This is a genomic window from Limnobacter parvus, assembly GCF_024623725.1.
Classification (GTDB): domain Bacteria; phylum Pseudomonadota; class Gammaproteobacteria; order Burkholderiales; family Burkholderiaceae_B; genus Limnobacter; species Limnobacter parvus.
The window spans coordinates 310,384-327,482 of record NZ_JANKHG010000016.1; the positions used below are offsets into that span (position 1 = coordinate 310,384).

Sequence of the window (17,099 nt, forward strand, 5' to 3'; positions counted from 1 at the left end):
AGGCATAACCCTCAATCCCCATACCTATGTCCTCTTCGTCAAAGAACATGGCCAACGCGATTCGCGCGCTCGCCATGGATGCAGTTCAAGCCGCCAAATCCGGTCACCCCGGCATGCCAATGGGCATGGCCGAAATCGCTGTTGCCCTGTGGGCGCGCCACCTGAAGCACAATCCGCAAAACCCGCTTTGGGCTGATCGCGACCGCTTCGTGTTGTCCAACGGCCACGGTTCCATGCTGTTGTATGCGCTGCTGCATTTGACCGGTTACGACCTGCCGATCGAAGAATTGAAAAATTTCCGCCAGTTGCATTCTAAAACACCCGGCCACCCCGAAGTGGACATCACCCCCGGTATAGAAACCACAACTGGCCCGCTGGGGCAGGGTATTGCCAACGCGGTGGGTTTTGCCTTGGCTGAAAAACTGCTGGCCGCTGAATTCAATGAAGCAGGCTTCCCGGTGGTGGATCACAATACCTACGTGTTTTTGGGCGATGGTTGTTTGATGGAAGGTATTTCCCATGAAGCCTGCTCGCTGGCGGGTACTTTGGGATTGTCCAAACTCATCGTGATGTACGACGACAACGGCATTTCAATTGACGGTGAAGTGGAACACTGGTTTGCCGACAACACGCCCAAGCGCTTTGAGGCTTACGGCTGGAACGTTATTCCCAATGTGAATGGGCACGATGTAGACGCCGTGGATACCGCCATCGCACAGGCCAAGCAGAACGCTGCGCTGGACAAAGGCCCCACCCTGATTTGCTGCAAAACCAATATCGGCGAAGGTTCGCCCAATTTGGCGGGAACTGACAAAGTACACGGCGCACCTTTAGGCGATGCTGAAATTGCAGCGACGCGCGCTGCGATTGGCTGGGAACACGGACCATTTGATATTCCCGCCGAGGTTTACAACGCTTGGGATGCGCAGGTTGAAGGCGCGGCCCGCCAGTCCGCTTGGGACAAACTGTTTGCTGCTTACAGCGCCAAATTCCCGGCCAAGTCCGCTGAATTCAAGCGCCGTATGGCCGGCGACCTGCCTGCCCAGTTTGAACAAACTGCGGCGCGTTTGCTGGCTGAAGTGGCCGCCAAAGGCGAAACCATCGCCACCCGCAAAGCCAGCCAAAACGCAATTACCTTGCTGGCTGCCGAATTGCCTGAACTGCTGGGCGGTTCTGCCGACCTGACAGGTTCAAACCTGACCAACTGGGCCAAGTGTGTGGCAGTGCGCCGCAATGCGGAAGGCTTCACCGCAGGTAACCATGTGAACTGGGGTGTGCGTGAGTTCGGCATGAGCGCTGCTTTGAATGGCGTGGCCCTGCACGGTGGCTACATTCCTTTTGGTGCCACATTCCTGACATTCTCGGATTACAGCCGCAATGCCTTGCGCATGGCAGCGTTAATGAAAAAGCGCAATATTTTCGTATTCACCCACGATTCAATCGGCTTGGGTGAAGACGGCCCAACTCACCAGCCTGTAGAGCATGCAGCCACTTTGCGCTTGCTGCCCAATATGGACGTGTGGCGCCCGGCCGATTCAGTGGAATCAATGGCTGCCTGGAATTCAGCCGTGATGCGGAGAGACGGTCCAAGTTCTTTGTTGTTCAGCCGCCAAAATCTGCCATTCCTGGCTCGTTCCGAAGTGGTGTTGAATTCAATTGCCAAGGGCGGCTACGTGTTGGCCGATGCGCCGAATGCCAAAATCACCTTGATTGCCACAGGTTCTGAAATTGAAATCGCCATGAACACGCAAAAAGCCCTGACTGAAAAGGGCGTTGCTGCACGCGTGGTTTCGATGCCTTCAACCAATGTATTCGATCGTCAAAGCGCTGCTTACAAGGCAGAAGTGCTGGGGACAGCGCCAATTGCGGTGATTGAAGCCGGTATGACCGACGGCTGGTACAAGTACATTGCGCAGGCTGGCGTAAAAGGTACTGTACTGGGCATGAGCACCTTTGGTGAATCAGCACCTGCGGGCGCTTTGTTCAAGCACTTTGGTTTGACTTCTGAAAAATTCACTGAGGCAGCGCTGGCGTTGCTTACGCAATAAACACAGCCTAAGAAACACATTATTCGATTTACTTTAAGGAGATTTGTCATGACCATTCGCGTAGCGATTAACGGCTATGGCCGCATCGGCCGAAATGTACTGCGTGCCCATTACGAGGGCGGTAAAAAACACGACATTCAAATCGTGGCAATTAACGACTTGGGCGACCCCAACACCAATGCCCACTTGACTCAATATGACACTGCTCATGGCCGTTTTCCGGGCACTGTGGCTGTCGATGGCGATTACATGGTTGTAAATGGCGACAAAATCAAGGTGTTGGCCAACCGCAACCCGGCTGAACTGCCATGGGGTGAGTTGGGCGTGGATGTAGTGATGGAATGCACCGGCTTTTTCACTTCCAAGGAAAAAGCATCTGCCCACCTGAAAGGCGGCGCCAAGAAAGTGATCATTTCCGCTCCCGGCGGTAAAGATGTCGACGCCACTGTTGTATTCGGCGTAAACCACAATGTTCTGAAAAGCACAGACACGGTGATTTCCAATGCCTCTTGCACCACCAACTGCCTGGCCCCGATGGTTAAGCCTTTGAATGATGTAATCGGCCTGGAAACAGGTTTGATGACTACCATTCACGCCTACACCAACGACCAAGTGTTGACCGATGTGTACCACGAAGACCTGCGCCGCGCGCGTTCAGCCACCATGAGCATGATCCCCACCAAAACTGGTGCGGCAGCAGCAGTCGGCTTGGTGTTGCCAGAACTGAATGGAAAGCTGGACGGCTACGCCGTGCGCGTACCCACCATCAACGTTTCAATGGTTGATTTGTCGTTCATTGCCAAGCGCGACACCACAGTGGAAGAAGTAAACAGCATTTTGAAAGCCGCTGCGGAAGGCCCCTTGAAAGGCGTGCTGGAGTACAACGAAGCACCTTTGGTGTCGATCGACTTCAACCACAATCCGGCTTCCAGCTCGTTTGATGCCACACTGACCAAGGTCAGCGGCAGGCTGGTGAAAGTGTCCAGCTGGTACGACAACGAGTGGGGTTTCTCCAACCGCATGTTGGACACCACAGTCGCACTGATGAACGCCAAGTAAATCCCAAAGCGGTTCTTCAAAAAGAAACCGGGCCAAGCGCCCGGTTTTTTTATTCCTTTTTTCTTCAAGAAACCTCCCCCTTTTGCGGGTATCCCCACCCCTATTGACCATCGCGGAACCCACGTTTCATGCCGTTTTACAGGTATTCAAAGGTTCCACATGCAGTGAGTGAGAAGTAGACTCCGTTCTGCTTTCTATTCGACAAAATGATTGCGCTGCTCGCTCGGTAACCTGAACTTATCCAGACAAGTGAGTAATGCCATGTTGACGTTCAGACCCAAAAAGCAAAAATTAACACCGACCCGAATTGTGGTGCTGTGCGTGCTGTTCATATTTTGGTTTGTTTTGACATCACCGGCCCATGCACAAAGCGGTGGGGGTCAATTTATCATTAAGCTGAAAAATTCAGTGGAATTAAGTAATGCGCCTACCGTGCGTCGCCTTGAAAAAGAAGGTGAATTTTTGGCCGAGGTGGTGGACCGCAACAACGTGCATGCCACCTGGCTGCGTGCCGGCACAGTGGGCACTCATGTGATGAGGTGGGGCAGCGGCGTGCGGCAATCTGATCAACAATCCATGTTGAACCGTTTGGCCAGCGACCCCGAGGTGGAATTTGCAATCGAAGACCGACCCATGCGTGCATTTGCCACGCCAAACGACCCGACATTTTCAAATCAATGGTCCTTGCGCTCTACTGCAAACACGGCGGGTGCGAAATTTGACCAAGCTTGGGACATTGTTCGGGGCAGTGCTGATGTGGTGGTGGCTGTGTTGGACACCGGCGTGGTATTCGAAACGCCCGATTTGAGGGGGCGTTTACTCAGTGGTTACGACTTTGTTTCCGATGTGCTCACCGCCAACGATGGAAATGGCCGCGACGCCAACGCTGCTGACCCGGGCAACTGGATCAGCAGTGCTGATGCAGAAACATCCGCGTTTTCGGGTTGCACGGTAAGAAGCTCAAGCTGGCATGGCACATTCGTGGCCGGTCAAATTGCGGCGAACACACACAGCGATTCTGATGTGGCAGGCGCCGATTGGAACGTGAAAGTGCTGCCAGTGCGCGTGTTGGGCAAATGTGGTGGGCTGTTGTCTGATGTGCTGGACGCCATGGTGTGGTCGGCCGGGCTTGATGTTCCAGGAATACCCCGCAATCCAAACCCCGCCGATGTCATCAATTTGAGTCTGGGTAGTTCCACATCTTGTAGTTCTTTTGAGCAAACCGTGGTAAACCGGGTGAATGCAGCTGGCTCTTTGGTTGTGGCAGCTGCGGGCAACAGCGGCGGCGCAGTTGATTCCCCCGCCAATTGCAGCAATGTTCTTTCAGTGGGCGCTTTGGATCGGGATGGCAGCCGCGCAAGTTACAGCGCCATAGGGGCCAACGTCAGTTTGATGGCACCTGGCGGCTTTAACAATGGTTTGGTTGGTCTGGGTAATTCGGGTACCACTAACCCAGCCGCATCCAGCCTCGTCAGCAAAACAGGAACTTCATTTGCCTCACCGTTGGTGGCCGCCACCGCTGGTTTGATGCGTGCCATCGACCCCACGTTGACCACTGCGCAGTTGCGCAGCCAGATTTTAAACAATGTTTCTGGTTTTTTAAGCCCGCGCAGCAGCACGTGTGTGGCGAACCAAGGTTCGGGAAGCTGTAACTGCACCACGGCCCTTTGTGGTGCGGGCATGCTTGATGCCTACGCAGCGGTATCTTCAGTGCGGGGCACTCGCCCAGTGGCCAATGCCTCAGTTTCTGCGAATGGTTTGTTGGGAAGCGGTTTTCAGGAAAGCGCGAATGGTTTGAACCCCATCCGTTTGAGGGGTTCAGCAAGCAGTGTACTGTCAGGTCGCAGCGTGGCTTCCTATGCCTGGACTCAGGTCTCAGGTGAACAAGTGATGACAGGCACGCAAACCACTGCCGATGTAGATTTGCCCGCAGCCAGCTCAACATCTGATCTTGTTTTCCAGCTCACGGTGACCGATTCCGTGGGTGAAAGCCACAGTGGCTTCACATCGATTCGTGTAGTGGCAAATGGGGACGATGGTAGCTCGCCTAGTTCAATCGCCAGCGCGAATTCAGGTGGAACCACAGCACCCACCACAGACAACAGCTCGGGCTCGACTGCTTCAGTTTCTGCCGGCGGAGGTGGTGGAGGTGGCGGTGCAAATACGTTGGCTGGCTTGTTGGGCCTGGCCCTCTTGCTCACCCTGTTTAATTTGAACCGTCGCGCTTTCGAAAGTGTGAAAGCACGATAAACAAGACGCCGGCAACGAGGCCCCCCAAGGCTCCGCCCCGGTGAGCTTCATAGGCGACGGGGCCGCCCACCAATGAATCGGTGCTGTGGCCCAAATTCCATTCCAGTGCCAGTTTTGCGATCAAACCCAGTGCCATTGCCCACAATGGCCAAGCGATTTTTAGGTTTCTAGGGCTTCTTTGAAGGGCAAGTACCAGGCAGGCCGTGAACTGAAAGTGCAGGGCACCACTTAGCCCACAATACCAATCCAGAGGCTCAATCCCGGCAAGGTAAACAGCTACCCAGACCAATGACACAGCCTGTATCGTGGTCCATTCCAACGAAGTGCGCTGGCTTGCAAATCCCCATGTCAGCATGGCCAAACCTGCAAGGTTCAAGCCAAGGTGCGCCCAGCCCAAGTGCGTGAATTGCGCAAGCAGGGCATAAATGAAGAATGAGTCAATTAAATCAAGCCCTTGCTGCGGGAAGTCGGCAGCAAGAACCTGCCCGAACACCGCTGCGATTCCAATCACCAAGGAAGATGCAATCCCAAGGAAAAGCGGGCTGGTGGCGTTATAATTCCGGATTGTTTCCAATAACCTTCCTTGAGAGTTAAAAACGATGTTGCGTTTCCTGCGCCTTACTGACCAAAACGTATCCAACAAGCGTGTACTGATCCGCGTCGATTTTAACGTGCCAGTGGATGCAAATGGCAACATCACGGAAGACACCCGCATTCGTGCATCTTTGCCCGGCATTGAATACTGCCTAAACAACAACGCCGCGCTGATGTTGACAAGTCACTTCGGCCGCCCTATTGAAGGCGAGTACGACAACAAACTGAGTTTAGCGCCTGTGGCCACTCGTCTCGGTGAGCTGCTGGGTCGACCCGTTCGCGTAGTAAAAGATTGGGTGGACGGTGTGGACGCGAAGGCCGGTGAAGTGCTGTTGCTCGAAAACTGCCGCTTCAATAAAGGTGAGAAGAACAACAACGAGGCACTTGCGACCAAAATTGCAGCCCTCTGCGACATCTACGTGAACGATGCCTTTGGCACAGCGCATCGCGCTGAAGCGACCACGCATGGCGCCGCTAGATTCGCTCCCATCGCCTGTGCAGGTCCTTTGCTTGCCGCTGAACTTGACGCTTTGGGCGCAGCGCTCTCTGCACCCAAACGCCCCATGGTGGCAATTGTGGCGGGCTCCAAGGTGTCTACCAAGCTGACCATTTTGAATAGCCTGGCTGATAAGGTAGACCAGTTGATTGTCGGTGGAGGCATTGCCAATACCTTCATGAAGGCCTTGGGTATGCCCATTGGTAAATCGCTGGCGGAACATGATTTGGTCGATGAGGCTAAAACCATTATTGACAAGTTGAAGTCACGCGGTGCTGCCGTGCCCATTCCCACCGATGTGGTGGTGGGCAAGGAATTTTCGCCCACTGCGCAGGCCACGACCAAGCCGGTTGCAGACGTGGCGGCAGATGACATGATTTTCGACATTGGCCCGAACACTGCCGAAGAACTGGCTGCCATCTTGGACAAAGCAGGGACCATCGTTTGGAATGGACCAGTGGGTGTGTTTGAATTTGATCAGTTTGGCAAAGGCACTGAACGCCTGGCCATGGCGATTGCCAATTCCAAAGCGTTTTCGATTGCGGGTGGCGGCGATACCCTGGCTGCAATCGCCAAATACAACATTGGCGAGCAGGTCGGTTACATTTCCACCGGTGGTGGCGCATTCCTTGAGTTTCTGGAAGGCAAAACGTTGCCAGCGGTCGAAATTCTTCAACAGCGAGCTGCTTAATGGCCAACCTAGAGAACTACGAATACGTGCCCCGTCAAACCAAAATTGTGGCCACACTGGGGCCGGCCTCGACCGATCCGGTAGTCCTCGAACGCATGATTGCCGCTGGCATGAATGTGGTGCGTGTCAATTTCTCGCACGGCACGGCTCAGGAACACATTGATCGCGTGAAAACAGTGCGTGAGATTGCTGCACGATTGAAACGTGACATTGCTGTGATGGCCGACTTGCAGGGCCCGAAAATTCGAATTGGTGTGTTTGCAAACGGTTCAACCACGCTGGTGAACGGTACCCCCTTCGTGCTGGAAGCCAAATGCGATTCCGGTAACGACGAGCGTGTTGGTCTGGATTATCCCGAATTGGTCAATGATGTAAAAGCTGGCGACACACTGTTGCTGGACGACGGCAAAATTGTACTTAAAGTAAAGAAGGTCACCCCCACGCAAATTCATTGTGAAACTGAAGTAGGCGGTGTGCTGAAAAACCGAAAGGGCATCAACAAGCTGGGTGGAGGCTTGTCCGCACCAGCGCTGACTTCCAAAGACATGGAAGACATTCGCACGGCAGTTGCTTTTGAAGCTGATTACATTGCGGTCAGCTTCCCGAAAAGTGGCGCTGACATGTACATGGCCCGCGAGCTTACGCGCGCCGCCGGTGGTCATGCCTTCATGATCGCAAAGATTGAACGTTGTGAAGCACTTGAAAATCTGGATGACCTTATTCGTTCATGCGACGGCCTGATGGTGGCCCGTGGCGACCTGGCCGTTGAAATCGGCGATGCAGCCGTGCCTGCTGCCCAAAAGCGGCTTATTCGCGCAGCCCGTGAAGCCAACAAGCTAACTATCACTGCCACGCAAATGATGGAAAGCATGATTGAAAGCCCAGTGCCCACGCGTGCCGAGGTCTCGGATGTGGCGAATGCGGTGCTGGATGGCACCGATGCTGTAATGTTGTCTGCTGAAACTGCTGCAGGCAAGTTCCCGGTAGAAACCATTGTGGCAATGGCCCGGGTGTGCGTAGAGGCTGAAAAGTCAGCCACCATCAGCCTCGACACCGATTTTCTGAATCGCAAGTTCAAGCGGGTGGATCAATCCATTGCCATGGCGGCCCTTTTCACGGCACATCATCTGGAAGTGAAGGCGATTGCTGCACTTACTCAGTCGGGGTCAACAGCCTTGTGGATGTCGCGTCTGAACAGCGGTGTGCCCATCTTTGCGCTAACGCCTGAAGAAAAAACCCGCCGCCGCTTGTCGATGTACCGCGATGTACGCACTGTCATGATGCAGTATGAAACTGAAGACCGTGAATTGTTGCTTGCCAAATCCGAACAGGCCTTGCTGGACGCCAAAGTGGTGGAACTGGGCGACCTGATTGTAATTACTATCGGTGAACCGATCGGTAAATCGGGCGGTACCAACACCATGAAGATTGTTCGCGTTGGCGAACACATCGGCCTGCTGAATTAAGTTATTTATTCATTTTATTTTTCGGAGATTCTGAAATGCCTTTAGTATCCATGCGCCAACTGCTGGACCATGCCGCTGAAAACGGCTATGGCATTCCCGCCTTCAACGTAAACAACCTTGAACAGGTTCAAGCTGTAATGGCCGCCGCTGATGAAGTGGGTGCCCCCGTTATTTTGCAAGCCAGTGCGGGTGCCCGCAAATACGCAGGTGAGCCTTTTATCAAACACCTGATTCAGGCTGCTGTAGAAGCCTTCCCACACATTCCTTTGGTGATGCATCAAGACCACGGCACCAGCCCCAAGATTTGCCAAGGCGCAATCGATTTGGGCTTTGGCTCAGTGATGATGGACGGCTCCCTGATGGAAGATGGCAAAACCCCGGCCTCATTTGATTACAACCTGGAAGTAACCCGCAAAGTGGTTGAAATGGCTCACAAAGTTGGCGTGACCGTTGAAGGCGAATTGGGTTGCCTGGGTAATCTGGAAACTGGCGAAGCTGGTGAGGAAGACGGCATTGGCGCTGATGTAAAACTGGACCACAGTCAAATGCTGACTGACCCTGAAGAGGCTGCAGTGTTTGTAAAAGGTACGCAACTTGACGCATTGGCGATTGCCATTGGTACCAGCCATGGCGCTTACAAGTTCAGCCGCAAGCCCACAGGCGATATTCTGGCCATTTCACGGGTTAAAGAAATTCACGCCCGCATCCCGAATACCCACTTGGTAATGCATGGTTCATCGTCAGTGCCTGCCGAATTGTTGGCCATCATCAACCAGTACGGCGGAAAAATGAAAGAAACCTACGGTGTGCCCGTAGAAGAAATTCAGGAAGCCATTAAGTACGGTGTGCGCAAAATCAACATCGACACCGACATTCGTCTGGCCATGACAGGTGCGGTGCGCAAATTCCTGTTTGAAAACCCCGACAAGTTTGACGCGCGTGAATGGTTAAAGCCCGCTCGCGAAGCGGCCAAGCAGGTGTGCAAGCAGCGCTACATGGAATTTGGTTGTGAAGGTCAGGGGGCCAAGATCAAGCCCATCGCAATGAGTGAAATTGCGCAAAAATACGCACGGGGCGAGTTGGCCCAAATCGTACAGTAAGCGGCGTTTAATGCCTGTAGAAGCTCACGCGGGCAATGCCCCGCGTGTTTTATTTTAAAAGCCTGAATATCACGAGGCCTGTTGAATGAGTACTGTGTTTGAAACCAAGCTGACTTCCCTGCCTTTGCTGCACCGAGGAAAGGTACGGGAAAATTTTTCAGTCGGCGACGACAAAATGTTGATTGTGGCCAGCGACCGCTTGTCTGCATTCGATGTCATTCTGGATCAACCCATTCCCGAAAAAGGCATGGTATTGACCCAAATGGCCCAGTTCTGGTTCGATATTCTGGCTGATGTAGTGCCCAATCATTTGACCGGTATTGCTCCTGAGAACGTGGTGTCTGCCGATGAAGCCGCGCACATCAAAGGCCGCTCAATGGTGGTGAAAAAGCTGAAAGCCCTGCCCATTGAGGCCGTGGTGCGTGGTTATTTGATCGGTTCGGGTTGGAAAGACTACCAGTCCACCGGTGCGGTGTGCGGTATCAAACTGCCCTCGGGCATGCAGATGGCCGCCAAGCTTGAAGAACCCATATTCACGCCAGCCACCAAAGCAGCCATGGGCGAACACGATGAAAACATCGACTTTGACACCATGAGCGACGTGGTGGGCTGCGACCTGGCCAAACAAATTCGGGAAGTGTCGATTGCGCTGTACACCAAGGCCAGCGACTATGCAGCGCGCCAAGGCATTATTATTGCCGACACCAAATTCGAATTTGGTCTGGATGAAAACGGCACTTTGACCCTGATGGATGAAGTGCTAACCGCTGATTCATCACGTTTTTGGCCCGCAGATCAATACCAGGTGGGCATTTCCCCACCTTCTTACGACAAACAGTTTGTGCGAGATTACCTCGAAGGCGTGCCGGGCTGGAACAAAAAGGCGCCAGCGCCTACACTGCCACAAGACATCATTGAAAAAACAGCGGCCAAGTATCGCCAGGCCTATGAAATTTTGACTGGCCGCCTTTGGATTGGATAAGCACATGACAGAAGTCACACACATGCACACATCTGACCATCCCAAAGTGGGCGTGGTCATGGGTTCGTCTTCCGACTGGGAAGTGATGAAAAACGCCGTGCAGGTGCTGCGCGATTTTGGCGTGGATTACGAGGCGCGTGTGGTCTCTGCCCACCGCATGCCCGATGAAATGTTTGCCTACGCGGAAACAGCCAGTACACGGGGCATACAAGTGATTATCGCCGGAGCCGGTGGTGCTGCGCATTTACCAGGCATGTTGGCAGCCAAAACGATTGTGCCTGTGATGGGTGTGCCTGTGCCATCCAAGTATTTGCGTGGTGAAGATTCGCTATTGTCGATTGTACAAATGCCCAAGGGCATCCCGGTGCACACCTTCGCAATCGGTGAAGCGGGCGCGGCCAATGCAGCTTTGGGTGCAGTGGCTATTTTGGCCTTGACCAATGCTGAATTGAATCAGAAATTGCAGGAATTCCGTGTGGCCCAGTCCAATGTGGCCCGCGAAATGGCACTGCCCCCATTGCGTTGATTATCTAAACCACACACATGAGCAAGATCGAATTCAAAACAGCCAAACCCGGCCAATGGCTGGGCTTGTTGGGTGGTGGCCAATTGGGCCGCATGTTCTGCATGGCCGCGCAAAGCATGGGTTACCGTGTATTGGTGCTAGATCCCGTGGCCAACGGTCCGGCCGGTTCGGTGGCCGACGACCAGGTGTTGGCTGATTACATGGACGATCAAGGCTTGGCCAAACTTGCCCAGCGCTGCATTGGTGTAACCACTGAATTCGAGAACGTGCCTGCTTTGGCGCTCGATACCCTGTCGAAAAGCATTCCCGTTAGCCCGTCGGCTTTTTCCGTGGGCATTGCTCAAAACCGAATTGAAGAAAAAGCGTACATTAGCGGGTGCGGCGTGCCTGTGGCCCCTCATGTGGCAATTCGCAGCAAGGCCGACATCACAGACACACTGTCTGATTTGATGCCCGGCATTGTTAAAACAGCAAGGCTCGGCTATGACGGCAAAGGTCAGGTCCGTGTCAAAACGCTGGATGAAGTGCGAAAGGCATTCGCTGATTTGAATGAAGTCGAATGCGTGCTGGAAAAGCGCCTGACGCTTCAAAAAGAAATGTCGGTAATCGTGGCCCGCGATCACAAGGGAGAATGTGCCACTTTTCCCGTGGCCGAAAACCACCACCGCAAAGGCATACTGGCCACCACAATTGTGCCGGCACGAATTGACGATGCAATGGCTGCGCAAGCCCGTTCCAATGCGATCGCCATTGCTGGCGCGCTCGATTACGTCGGTGTGCTCTGCGTGGAGTTTTTTGTGGTTGATGAATTGGGCCTGGTGGTCAATGAAATTGCACCGCGCCCCCACAACAGCGGACATTACTCCATTGATGCTTGTGTAACCTGCCAATTCGAGCAGCAGGCCCGTGTGCTTGCCGGCCTGCCTTTGGGGGACACTCGCCAACACAGCCCAGCCGTGATGGTGAATTTGTTGGGCGACCTTTGGTACAGCGAAGAAGGCATGGAGCGTGAACCCGCTTGGGAAAAAGTATTGGCCATACCTGAAGTGAAACTGCATTTGTACGGGAAAGAACAAGCCAGAGTGGGGCGCAAAATGGGCCACATCACAGTGATTGCCGAAACACTGGACCGTGCTTTAACCGTTGCCCAGGAAGTGCGCGATATTTTGGGCATTGGTGATGACGACGACTGACCCACACCTTTCGTACGCCGAGTTAATGCCCGCCACATTGGCCAATATCCAGCGTGGTGCCAAGGCTTTGCTGCAAGGGCAATTGGTGGCATTTCCCACAGAAACCGTATTTGGCTTGGGGGCTGCGGTCACTGAGTTACCTGCTATTCATGAAATTTTCAAAGCCAAAGGCCGCCCTTCTGAACACCCGCTGATCGCACACATTGCGCCAGGTGCGGATTTAACCGGCTGGGTTGATCGAGTTACACCCACCATGCAAAAGCTGATTGATGCTTTTTGGCCGGGGCCCCTAACCCTGGTTGTGCCGAAAGGTGAACGCATGCCTTTGGAAGTCACCGGCGGGCAGAATTCGGTTGGTATTCGATGCCCATCGCACCCGGTGGCCATGTCGTTGTTAAAGGCGGTGGGCGTGCCGGTGGCGGCGCCCTCTGCCAACCGGTTCGGGCGAGTAAGCCCAACTCGCGCGGCCCATGTGGTCGCAGAACTCGGTAATCGCATCCCTTACATTCTTGATGGTGAGGTGCCTGAAGTGGGCATTGAGTCCACCATAGTTTCGCTGTTGAACGACCAGCCCGCCATACTGCGACCCGGTGCAATTACTGCTGCGCAGATCGAAGCGGTGTTGGGTGTTCAAGTGAAAACCCACAGCGAAGTGTCTAAAACTCCGAATGCCAATCCACGCGTGTCGGGCGCTTTGGAAAAGCATTACAGTCCGGATGCAAAGGTTTTGATTCTTTCAGCCAGCGATTTGATTCATTGGTCCGTAAATCAGAAAACATTGTGCGTGGGTTGGTCAGATGAGTTTTTGACACAGGCCAACACACTGCGAGAACTGAATGCGGATGTGCAGATAGAAGCCTTGAATAACAATGCAGCCGAGGTAGCAAAAGCCCTGTATGCCACTTTGCGGCAGGCTGATGAACTGGCTTGCAAGCAGATTTTGTTTGAAAAACCAGCCAGCCACACAGATTGGGAAGCCGTAAGTGACCGGTTAAAACGCGCCGCTGCATAAGGCCGAATTCTGCAAGAATTCGCCTACATCGCTTTCGTATTCGTCCCACATACACCGAAAATTCAGGCAGTTACGATTAGTTTATACAAAACTAAACGGAGCCGATATGCACCCAGTTTCAGCAATTGTTTCAAATCACAGCGCTTTGGCGCGCGTTCAACCTGTTTATCGTGGGGAAGGTCGAGGGCTTTTTAAGCGTCCAAATAATGACGAATCCTTGGTCGACCAATTTTTTGAGTTTGTGGATGATGATTCCTTTCCGTGCGTGGGTGCAAAGGCCGCTTTGGCCCGTGGGGAAATTCATGTCTATGAATTCGGAAATTTGGACGATTCAGGCAATGGCCCCGCATTGCTGAATTCTTTGGAGGAATTTGTGGCAATGATGGAGGCTTGCGAGTCTGACACTTCAAAGGTGCATTCTTTTGTTGCTTTGTTTTCTGGGCCGAGTCGACTTAATGAGCTTCAATTTGAAAACATGTTGTGGACTCAGCTGTATAACCTTCACATTCTTGATGTGGAACGTGGGGCACCAGCCGCATCCAGCATTAGCAGCGATGCAGCCAGCCCTCACTTCAGTTTGAGTTTGGCGGGGCACCCCTTCTTTGTGATTGGTTTGCACCCGGATTCGTCCCGAATGGCAAGACAGTTTCAATGCCCAGTGCTTGTTTTCAATTCTCACACACAGTTTGAAAGGCTGCGCGCCGATGGGCGGTACGCCAAAATGCAAAAGGCCACACGCAAACGCGATGTTGCCCTGCAGGGCACAATCAATCCCAATCTTGCCGATTTCGGTAGCAACAGCGAAGCAAGGCAATACAGTGGTCGCAAGGTTGGTGCTGACTGGGAATGTCCGTTTAATTTCGAAGAGGCGCGCACATCATGAGCAGTATTCTGGAAGAAGTACAGCTGAATACGCGCATAAGACCTTGTTCTGCCCACTCCTTCGAAGTAAGTGCAGGGGAAGAACTTGTCATCATTGATCCGCAAGGCGAGCAAGTTGGTGATCTGGTTGCCTTTTCCAAAGGCAATTTGAGCGAATTCATGTCGTCGGGTCGATCAATCGATTACGCATCTAAAATGTGGCTCAGCGCGGGAGACGTTTTGTATTCCAACCGAAGCAAACCGATGTTCACCATTCTTGAAGACACCTGCGGGCGGCACGATTTCACGCTGACACCCTGTTCAAAAGAAACGTTTTTTATTCTTTACGGCGAAACCCAATGGCGCCCTGGGTGCGAAGGCAACCTGGTCAAAGTTCTGGAGAAGTACGGCATTGGCGTGGATCGCATTCCCATCGCATTCAATGTTTTTATGAATGTGGAAATGAGTGCCGAGACCGGAAAAATTTCGGTGCGGCCACCATTAAGCAAGCCCGGTGATTACATTCGATTGCGTGCAGAAATGGATTTGGTGGTCGGCTTGACAGCCTGTTCCGCAGGGCAGTCGAATAACTTTAAGTACAAGCCGATTGATTTCAGGATTGAACCGAACCCTGAATCAACAGCCGATTTGTATGAGGTGTCGGCAGCAACATAAGTTGAAGTAACGACAATTGACGTTGCCGTCCTTACCGTTTAAACGGAGGGTGACGGCGGCGTTTGTTTACATCTGTTGTGTAGGAATATGGCCCCGCTGCTCGGCAATCACATTGTTGTCGTCCACGAACACGAGCTTTGGCTGGAATGTTTTGCATTCCGCATCGTCTAGGGTGCCATACGCTGCAATAATCACCAAGTCGCCTTTCTGGGCCCGGCGCGCTGCTGCGCCGTTCAACGAAACCATGCCGCTTCCACGCTCGCCCTTGATGGCATAGGTGGAGAAGCGCTCGCCGTTGTCGATCACATAGATATCAATGCGTTGAAACTCGATAATGCCCGATGCTTCAAGTAGATTTTCATCAATCGCGCAAGAACCTTCGTAGTGCAGTTCGCAGTGGGTTACTTTGGCTCGGTGAATTTTTCCGAGCAACATCTCACGATGCATCAGTTAATCTCCAGATTGTCGATCAGGCGAGTTTGACCCAGCTTGGCCGCGGCCAAAATAACCAGCGGCGTTTGATCGGACAGGTTTTCGTCGGTGGGGCGCTGCAGGTCGGCTTGCCTGCGTACCTCGAAATAATCGGGCTTCCAGCCACGATTCTCTAATGTTTCTGCGCACTTAACTTCCAATTGTACCAACTGCGCCAAATTCGGGCGACCCGATTTTACCTGATTCGAGAGATCATTCAAAAGTTGATACAAAAACGGTGCTTCGGCACGGTCTTGTTCACTTAGGTAGCGGTTGCGCGAAGACAGTGCCAAACCATCTTCAGCCCGTACTGTGGGTGCGGCAATAATTTCAATGGGCATGGCCAATTGCGCCACCAAGCGGCGAATAATCATTAACTGTTGGTAGTCTTTCTTGCCGAACACCGCCACTTTGGGCTGCACGCAGTTGAAAAGCTTGGTCACCACCGTGCTTACACCTTCAAAAAACCCGGGGCGAAACTCACCTTCCAGCGTGCCGCCCAGGTCATCTGGCGGTTTCACCCGGTAGTCTTGCGGTTCAGGGTACAGGTCGCGCTCGGTGGGCGCGAACATCACGTACACCTGTTCTTTTTCCAGCTTCTCCGCATCTTCTTGCATGGTGCGCGGGTATTTGTCGAAGTCCTCATTGGGGCCAAACTGCAGGCGGTTAACGAATACGCTGGCCACCACGGGGTCGCCATGTTTGGCGGCAATGCGCATCAGCGACATGTGCCCTTCATGCAAATTGCCCATGGTGGGCACAAAGGCCACCCGGTTTTGGCCACGCAACTGATCGCGCAGCTCGGTAATGGAAGAAATCTGTCTCATTAATTGCTCAGAATGTGTGTTCGACCGTCGGGAAAGTCTTGTCTTTCACCGCAGACACATAGGCCTGCACGGCGGCTTGAATCGAGGGCTGATTATCCATGAAATTACGTACAAACTTGGGTTTCTTGCCTGGGAACACATTCAACATGTCGTGAAGCACCAAAACTTGTCCGTCACAATCAACCCCGGCGCCAATACCAATGGTGGGCACGGTCAGGCTTTTAGAAATATCGGCAGCCAGTTTGCCCGGTATCAATTCAAACAACACCAGTTGCGCGCCTGCTTCCTGCATGGCTTTGGCATTCACTTTCAATATTTTTGCAGCCTTGGCGTCGCGGCCCTGTACACGGTAGCCGCCCAGTGCGCTGACCGATTGCGGTGTCAAGCCCAAGTGTGCACACACCGGAATGTCGCGGGTGGTCAGGTATTCCACTGTGGGTGCAAGCCAGGCAGTTCCTTCCAGTTTCACCATGTTCGCGCCTGCGGCCATCAGTCGTGCAGCGTTTTTATACGCTTGCTCAACGCTTTCCTGGTAGCTGCCAAATGGCATGTCAGCCACCACAAACGCATTCTTGCTGCCCGCCGCCACGCAACGGGTATGATATTCCATCATGTCCATGGTCACCGGCAGGGTACTGGGCATGCCGGCAAGCACCATACCTAGTGAATCGCCAATCAGTAAAATATCGACACCGCTGGCATCCAATACGCTTGCGAAGCAGGCGTCGTAGCAGGTCAGCATGGCAATCTTTTCCTGATTCTTCTTCATCTCAAGCAGTGCGGGCAAGGTAATGGCCTTGCGGGCATTTGTTGCTGAGGCTTGGGGCTGTGCGCTCATGGTGATTCTC

Annotated in this window: 16 protein-coding genes; 12 read left to right on the forward strand and 4 right to left on the reverse strand. The window is 53.2% G+C overall.

From position 1 onward, the window contains the following. Positions 1-47: 47 nt before the first annotated feature. The 3 genes from tkt (at position 48) to NSP04_RS06755 (ending at position 5,357) form a co-directional block, all read left to right on the forward strand. Positions 48-2,048 (forward strand): transketolase, encoded by a 2,001-nt coding sequence (gene tkt / locus NSP04_RS06745; RefSeq protein ID WP_371824999.1) that lies wholly within the window; start codon positions 48-50, stop codon positions 2,046-2,048. 48 nt (positions 2,049-2,096) lie between these two features. Beyond that, positions 2,097-3,107 (forward strand): type I glyceraldehyde-3-phosphate dehydrogenase, encoded by a 1,011-nt coding sequence (gene gap, locus NSP04_RS06750; RefSeq protein ID WP_257511580.1) that lies wholly within the window; start codon positions 2,097-2,099, stop codon positions 3,105-3,107. Positions 3,108-3,515: 408 nt separating this feature from the next. Beyond that, a complete protein-coding gene (locus NSP04_RS06755) occupies positions 3,516-5,357 on the forward strand; it encodes a S8 family peptidase (RefSeq protein WP_257511581.1) in 1,842 nt (613 codons plus the stop codon). On the opposite strand, the gene NSP04_RS06760 is transcribed toward NSP04_RS06755, so the two are convergent. Further along, positions 5,314-5,931 (reverse strand): rhomboid family intramembrane serine protease, encoded by a 618-nt coding sequence (locus NSP04_RS06760; RefSeq protein ID WP_257511582.1) that lies wholly within the window; start codon positions 5,929-5,931, stop codon positions 5,314-5,316. The two genes, NSP04_RS06755 and NSP04_RS06760, sit on opposite strands and share 44 nt — an antisense overlap. A 25-nt stretch (positions 5,932-5,956) precedes the next feature. On the opposite strand from NSP04_RS06760, the gene NSP04_RS06765 reads away from it, so the two are divergent. The 9 genes from NSP04_RS06765 to NSP04_RS06805 all read left to right on the forward strand — a co-directional run bounded on the left by NSP04_RS06765 (position 5,957) and on the right by NSP04_RS06805 (position 14,953). Continuing rightward, complete coding sequence (locus NSP04_RS06765; RefSeq protein WP_306815275.1) at positions 5,957-7,138, forward strand: phosphoglycerate kinase; 1,182 nt, start codon at positions 5,957-5,959, stop codon at positions 7,136-7,138. Further along, on the forward strand, positions 7,138-8,604 hold the full coding sequence (pyk, locus tag NSP04_RS06770) for a pyruvate kinase (RefSeq protein ID WP_257511583.1): 1,467 nt from the start codon (positions 7,138-7,140) through the stop codon (positions 8,602-8,604). Before NSP04_RS06765 ends, pyk begins: the two co-directional genes overlap by 1 nt. A 35-nt stretch (positions 8,605-8,639) precedes the next feature. Continuing rightward, positions 8,640-9,704, forward strand: a complete 1,065-nt coding sequence (gene fba / locus NSP04_RS06775; protein ID WP_257511584.1) for a class II fructose-bisphosphate aldolase — start codon at positions 8,640-8,642, stop codon at positions 9,702-9,704. An 85-nt stretch (positions 9,705-9,789) separates the two neighbouring features. Next, positions 9,790-10,686: a phosphoribosylaminoimidazolesuccinocarboxamide synthase gene (locus tag NSP04_RS06780; RefSeq protein WP_257511585.1), complete on the forward strand. Its 897-nt coding sequence runs from the start codon at positions 9,790-9,792 to the stop codon at positions 10,684-10,686. 4 nt (positions 10,687-10,690) lie between these two features. Then, positions 10,691-11,212: a 5-(carboxyamino)imidazole ribonucleotide mutase gene (gene purE, locus NSP04_RS06785; protein WP_257511586.1), complete on the forward strand. Its 522-nt coding sequence runs from the start codon at positions 10,691-10,693 to the stop codon at positions 11,210-11,212. Between the two features lie 17 nt (positions 11,213-11,229). Continuing rightward, positions 11,230-12,405, forward strand: a complete 1,176-nt coding sequence (locus NSP04_RS06790; RefSeq protein WP_257511587.1) for a 5-(carboxyamino)imidazole ribonucleotide synthase — start codon at positions 11,230-11,232, stop codon at positions 12,403-12,405. Continuing rightward, entirely contained in the window at positions 12,392-13,417 is a 1,026-nt protein-coding gene (locus NSP04_RS06795; RefSeq protein ID WP_257511588.1) for an L-threonylcarbamoyladenylate synthase, read from the forward strand. The genes NSP04_RS06790 and NSP04_RS06795 overlap by 14 nt, the downstream gene beginning before the upstream one ends. Positions 13,418-13,523: 106 nt before the next feature. Then, positions 13,524-14,300 carry a guanitoxin biosynthesis heme-dependent pre-guanitoxin N-hydroxylase GntA gene (gene gntA, locus NSP04_RS06800; protein WP_257511589.1) on the forward strand — a complete coding sequence of 259 codons (777 nt, stop codon included), beginning with the start codon at positions 13,524-13,526 and terminating at the stop codon, positions 14,298-14,300. After that, positions 14,297-14,953 carry a DUF1989 domain-containing protein gene (locus tag NSP04_RS06805; RefSeq protein WP_257511590.1) on the forward strand — a complete coding sequence of 219 codons (657 nt, stop codon included), beginning with the start codon at positions 14,297-14,299 and terminating at the stop codon, positions 14,951-14,953. The genes gntA and NSP04_RS06805 overlap by 4 nt, the downstream gene beginning before the upstream one ends. Positions 14,954-15,019: 66 nt before the next feature. Here the strand turns inward: NSP04_RS06805 and panD are convergent, their stop codons facing one another. Genes panD through panB form a run of 3 tightly spaced genes read right to left on the reverse strand, consistent with a single transcriptional unit; the run spans position 15,020 to position 17,089 of the window. Then, the gene (gene panD, locus NSP04_RS06810; RefSeq protein ID WP_257511591.1) at positions 15,020-15,400 is read right to left on the reverse strand and encodes an aspartate 1-decarboxylase; all 381 of its coding nucleotides are present in this window, start codon (positions 15,398-15,400) and stop codon (positions 15,020-15,022) included. Beyond that, a complete protein-coding gene (panC, locus tag NSP04_RS06815) occupies positions 15,400-16,251 on the reverse strand; it encodes a pantoate--beta-alanine ligase (protein WP_257511592.1) in 852 nt (283 codons plus the stop codon). Before panC ends, panD begins: the two co-directional genes overlap by 1 nt. 7 nt (positions 16,252-16,258) lie before the next feature. Then, positions 16,259-17,089: a 3-methyl-2-oxobutanoate hydroxymethyltransferase gene (gene panB / locus NSP04_RS06820; RefSeq protein WP_257511593.1), complete on the reverse strand. Its 831-nt coding sequence runs from the start codon at positions 17,087-17,089 to the stop codon at positions 16,259-16,261. Positions 17,090-17,099: the final 10 nt, after the last annotated feature.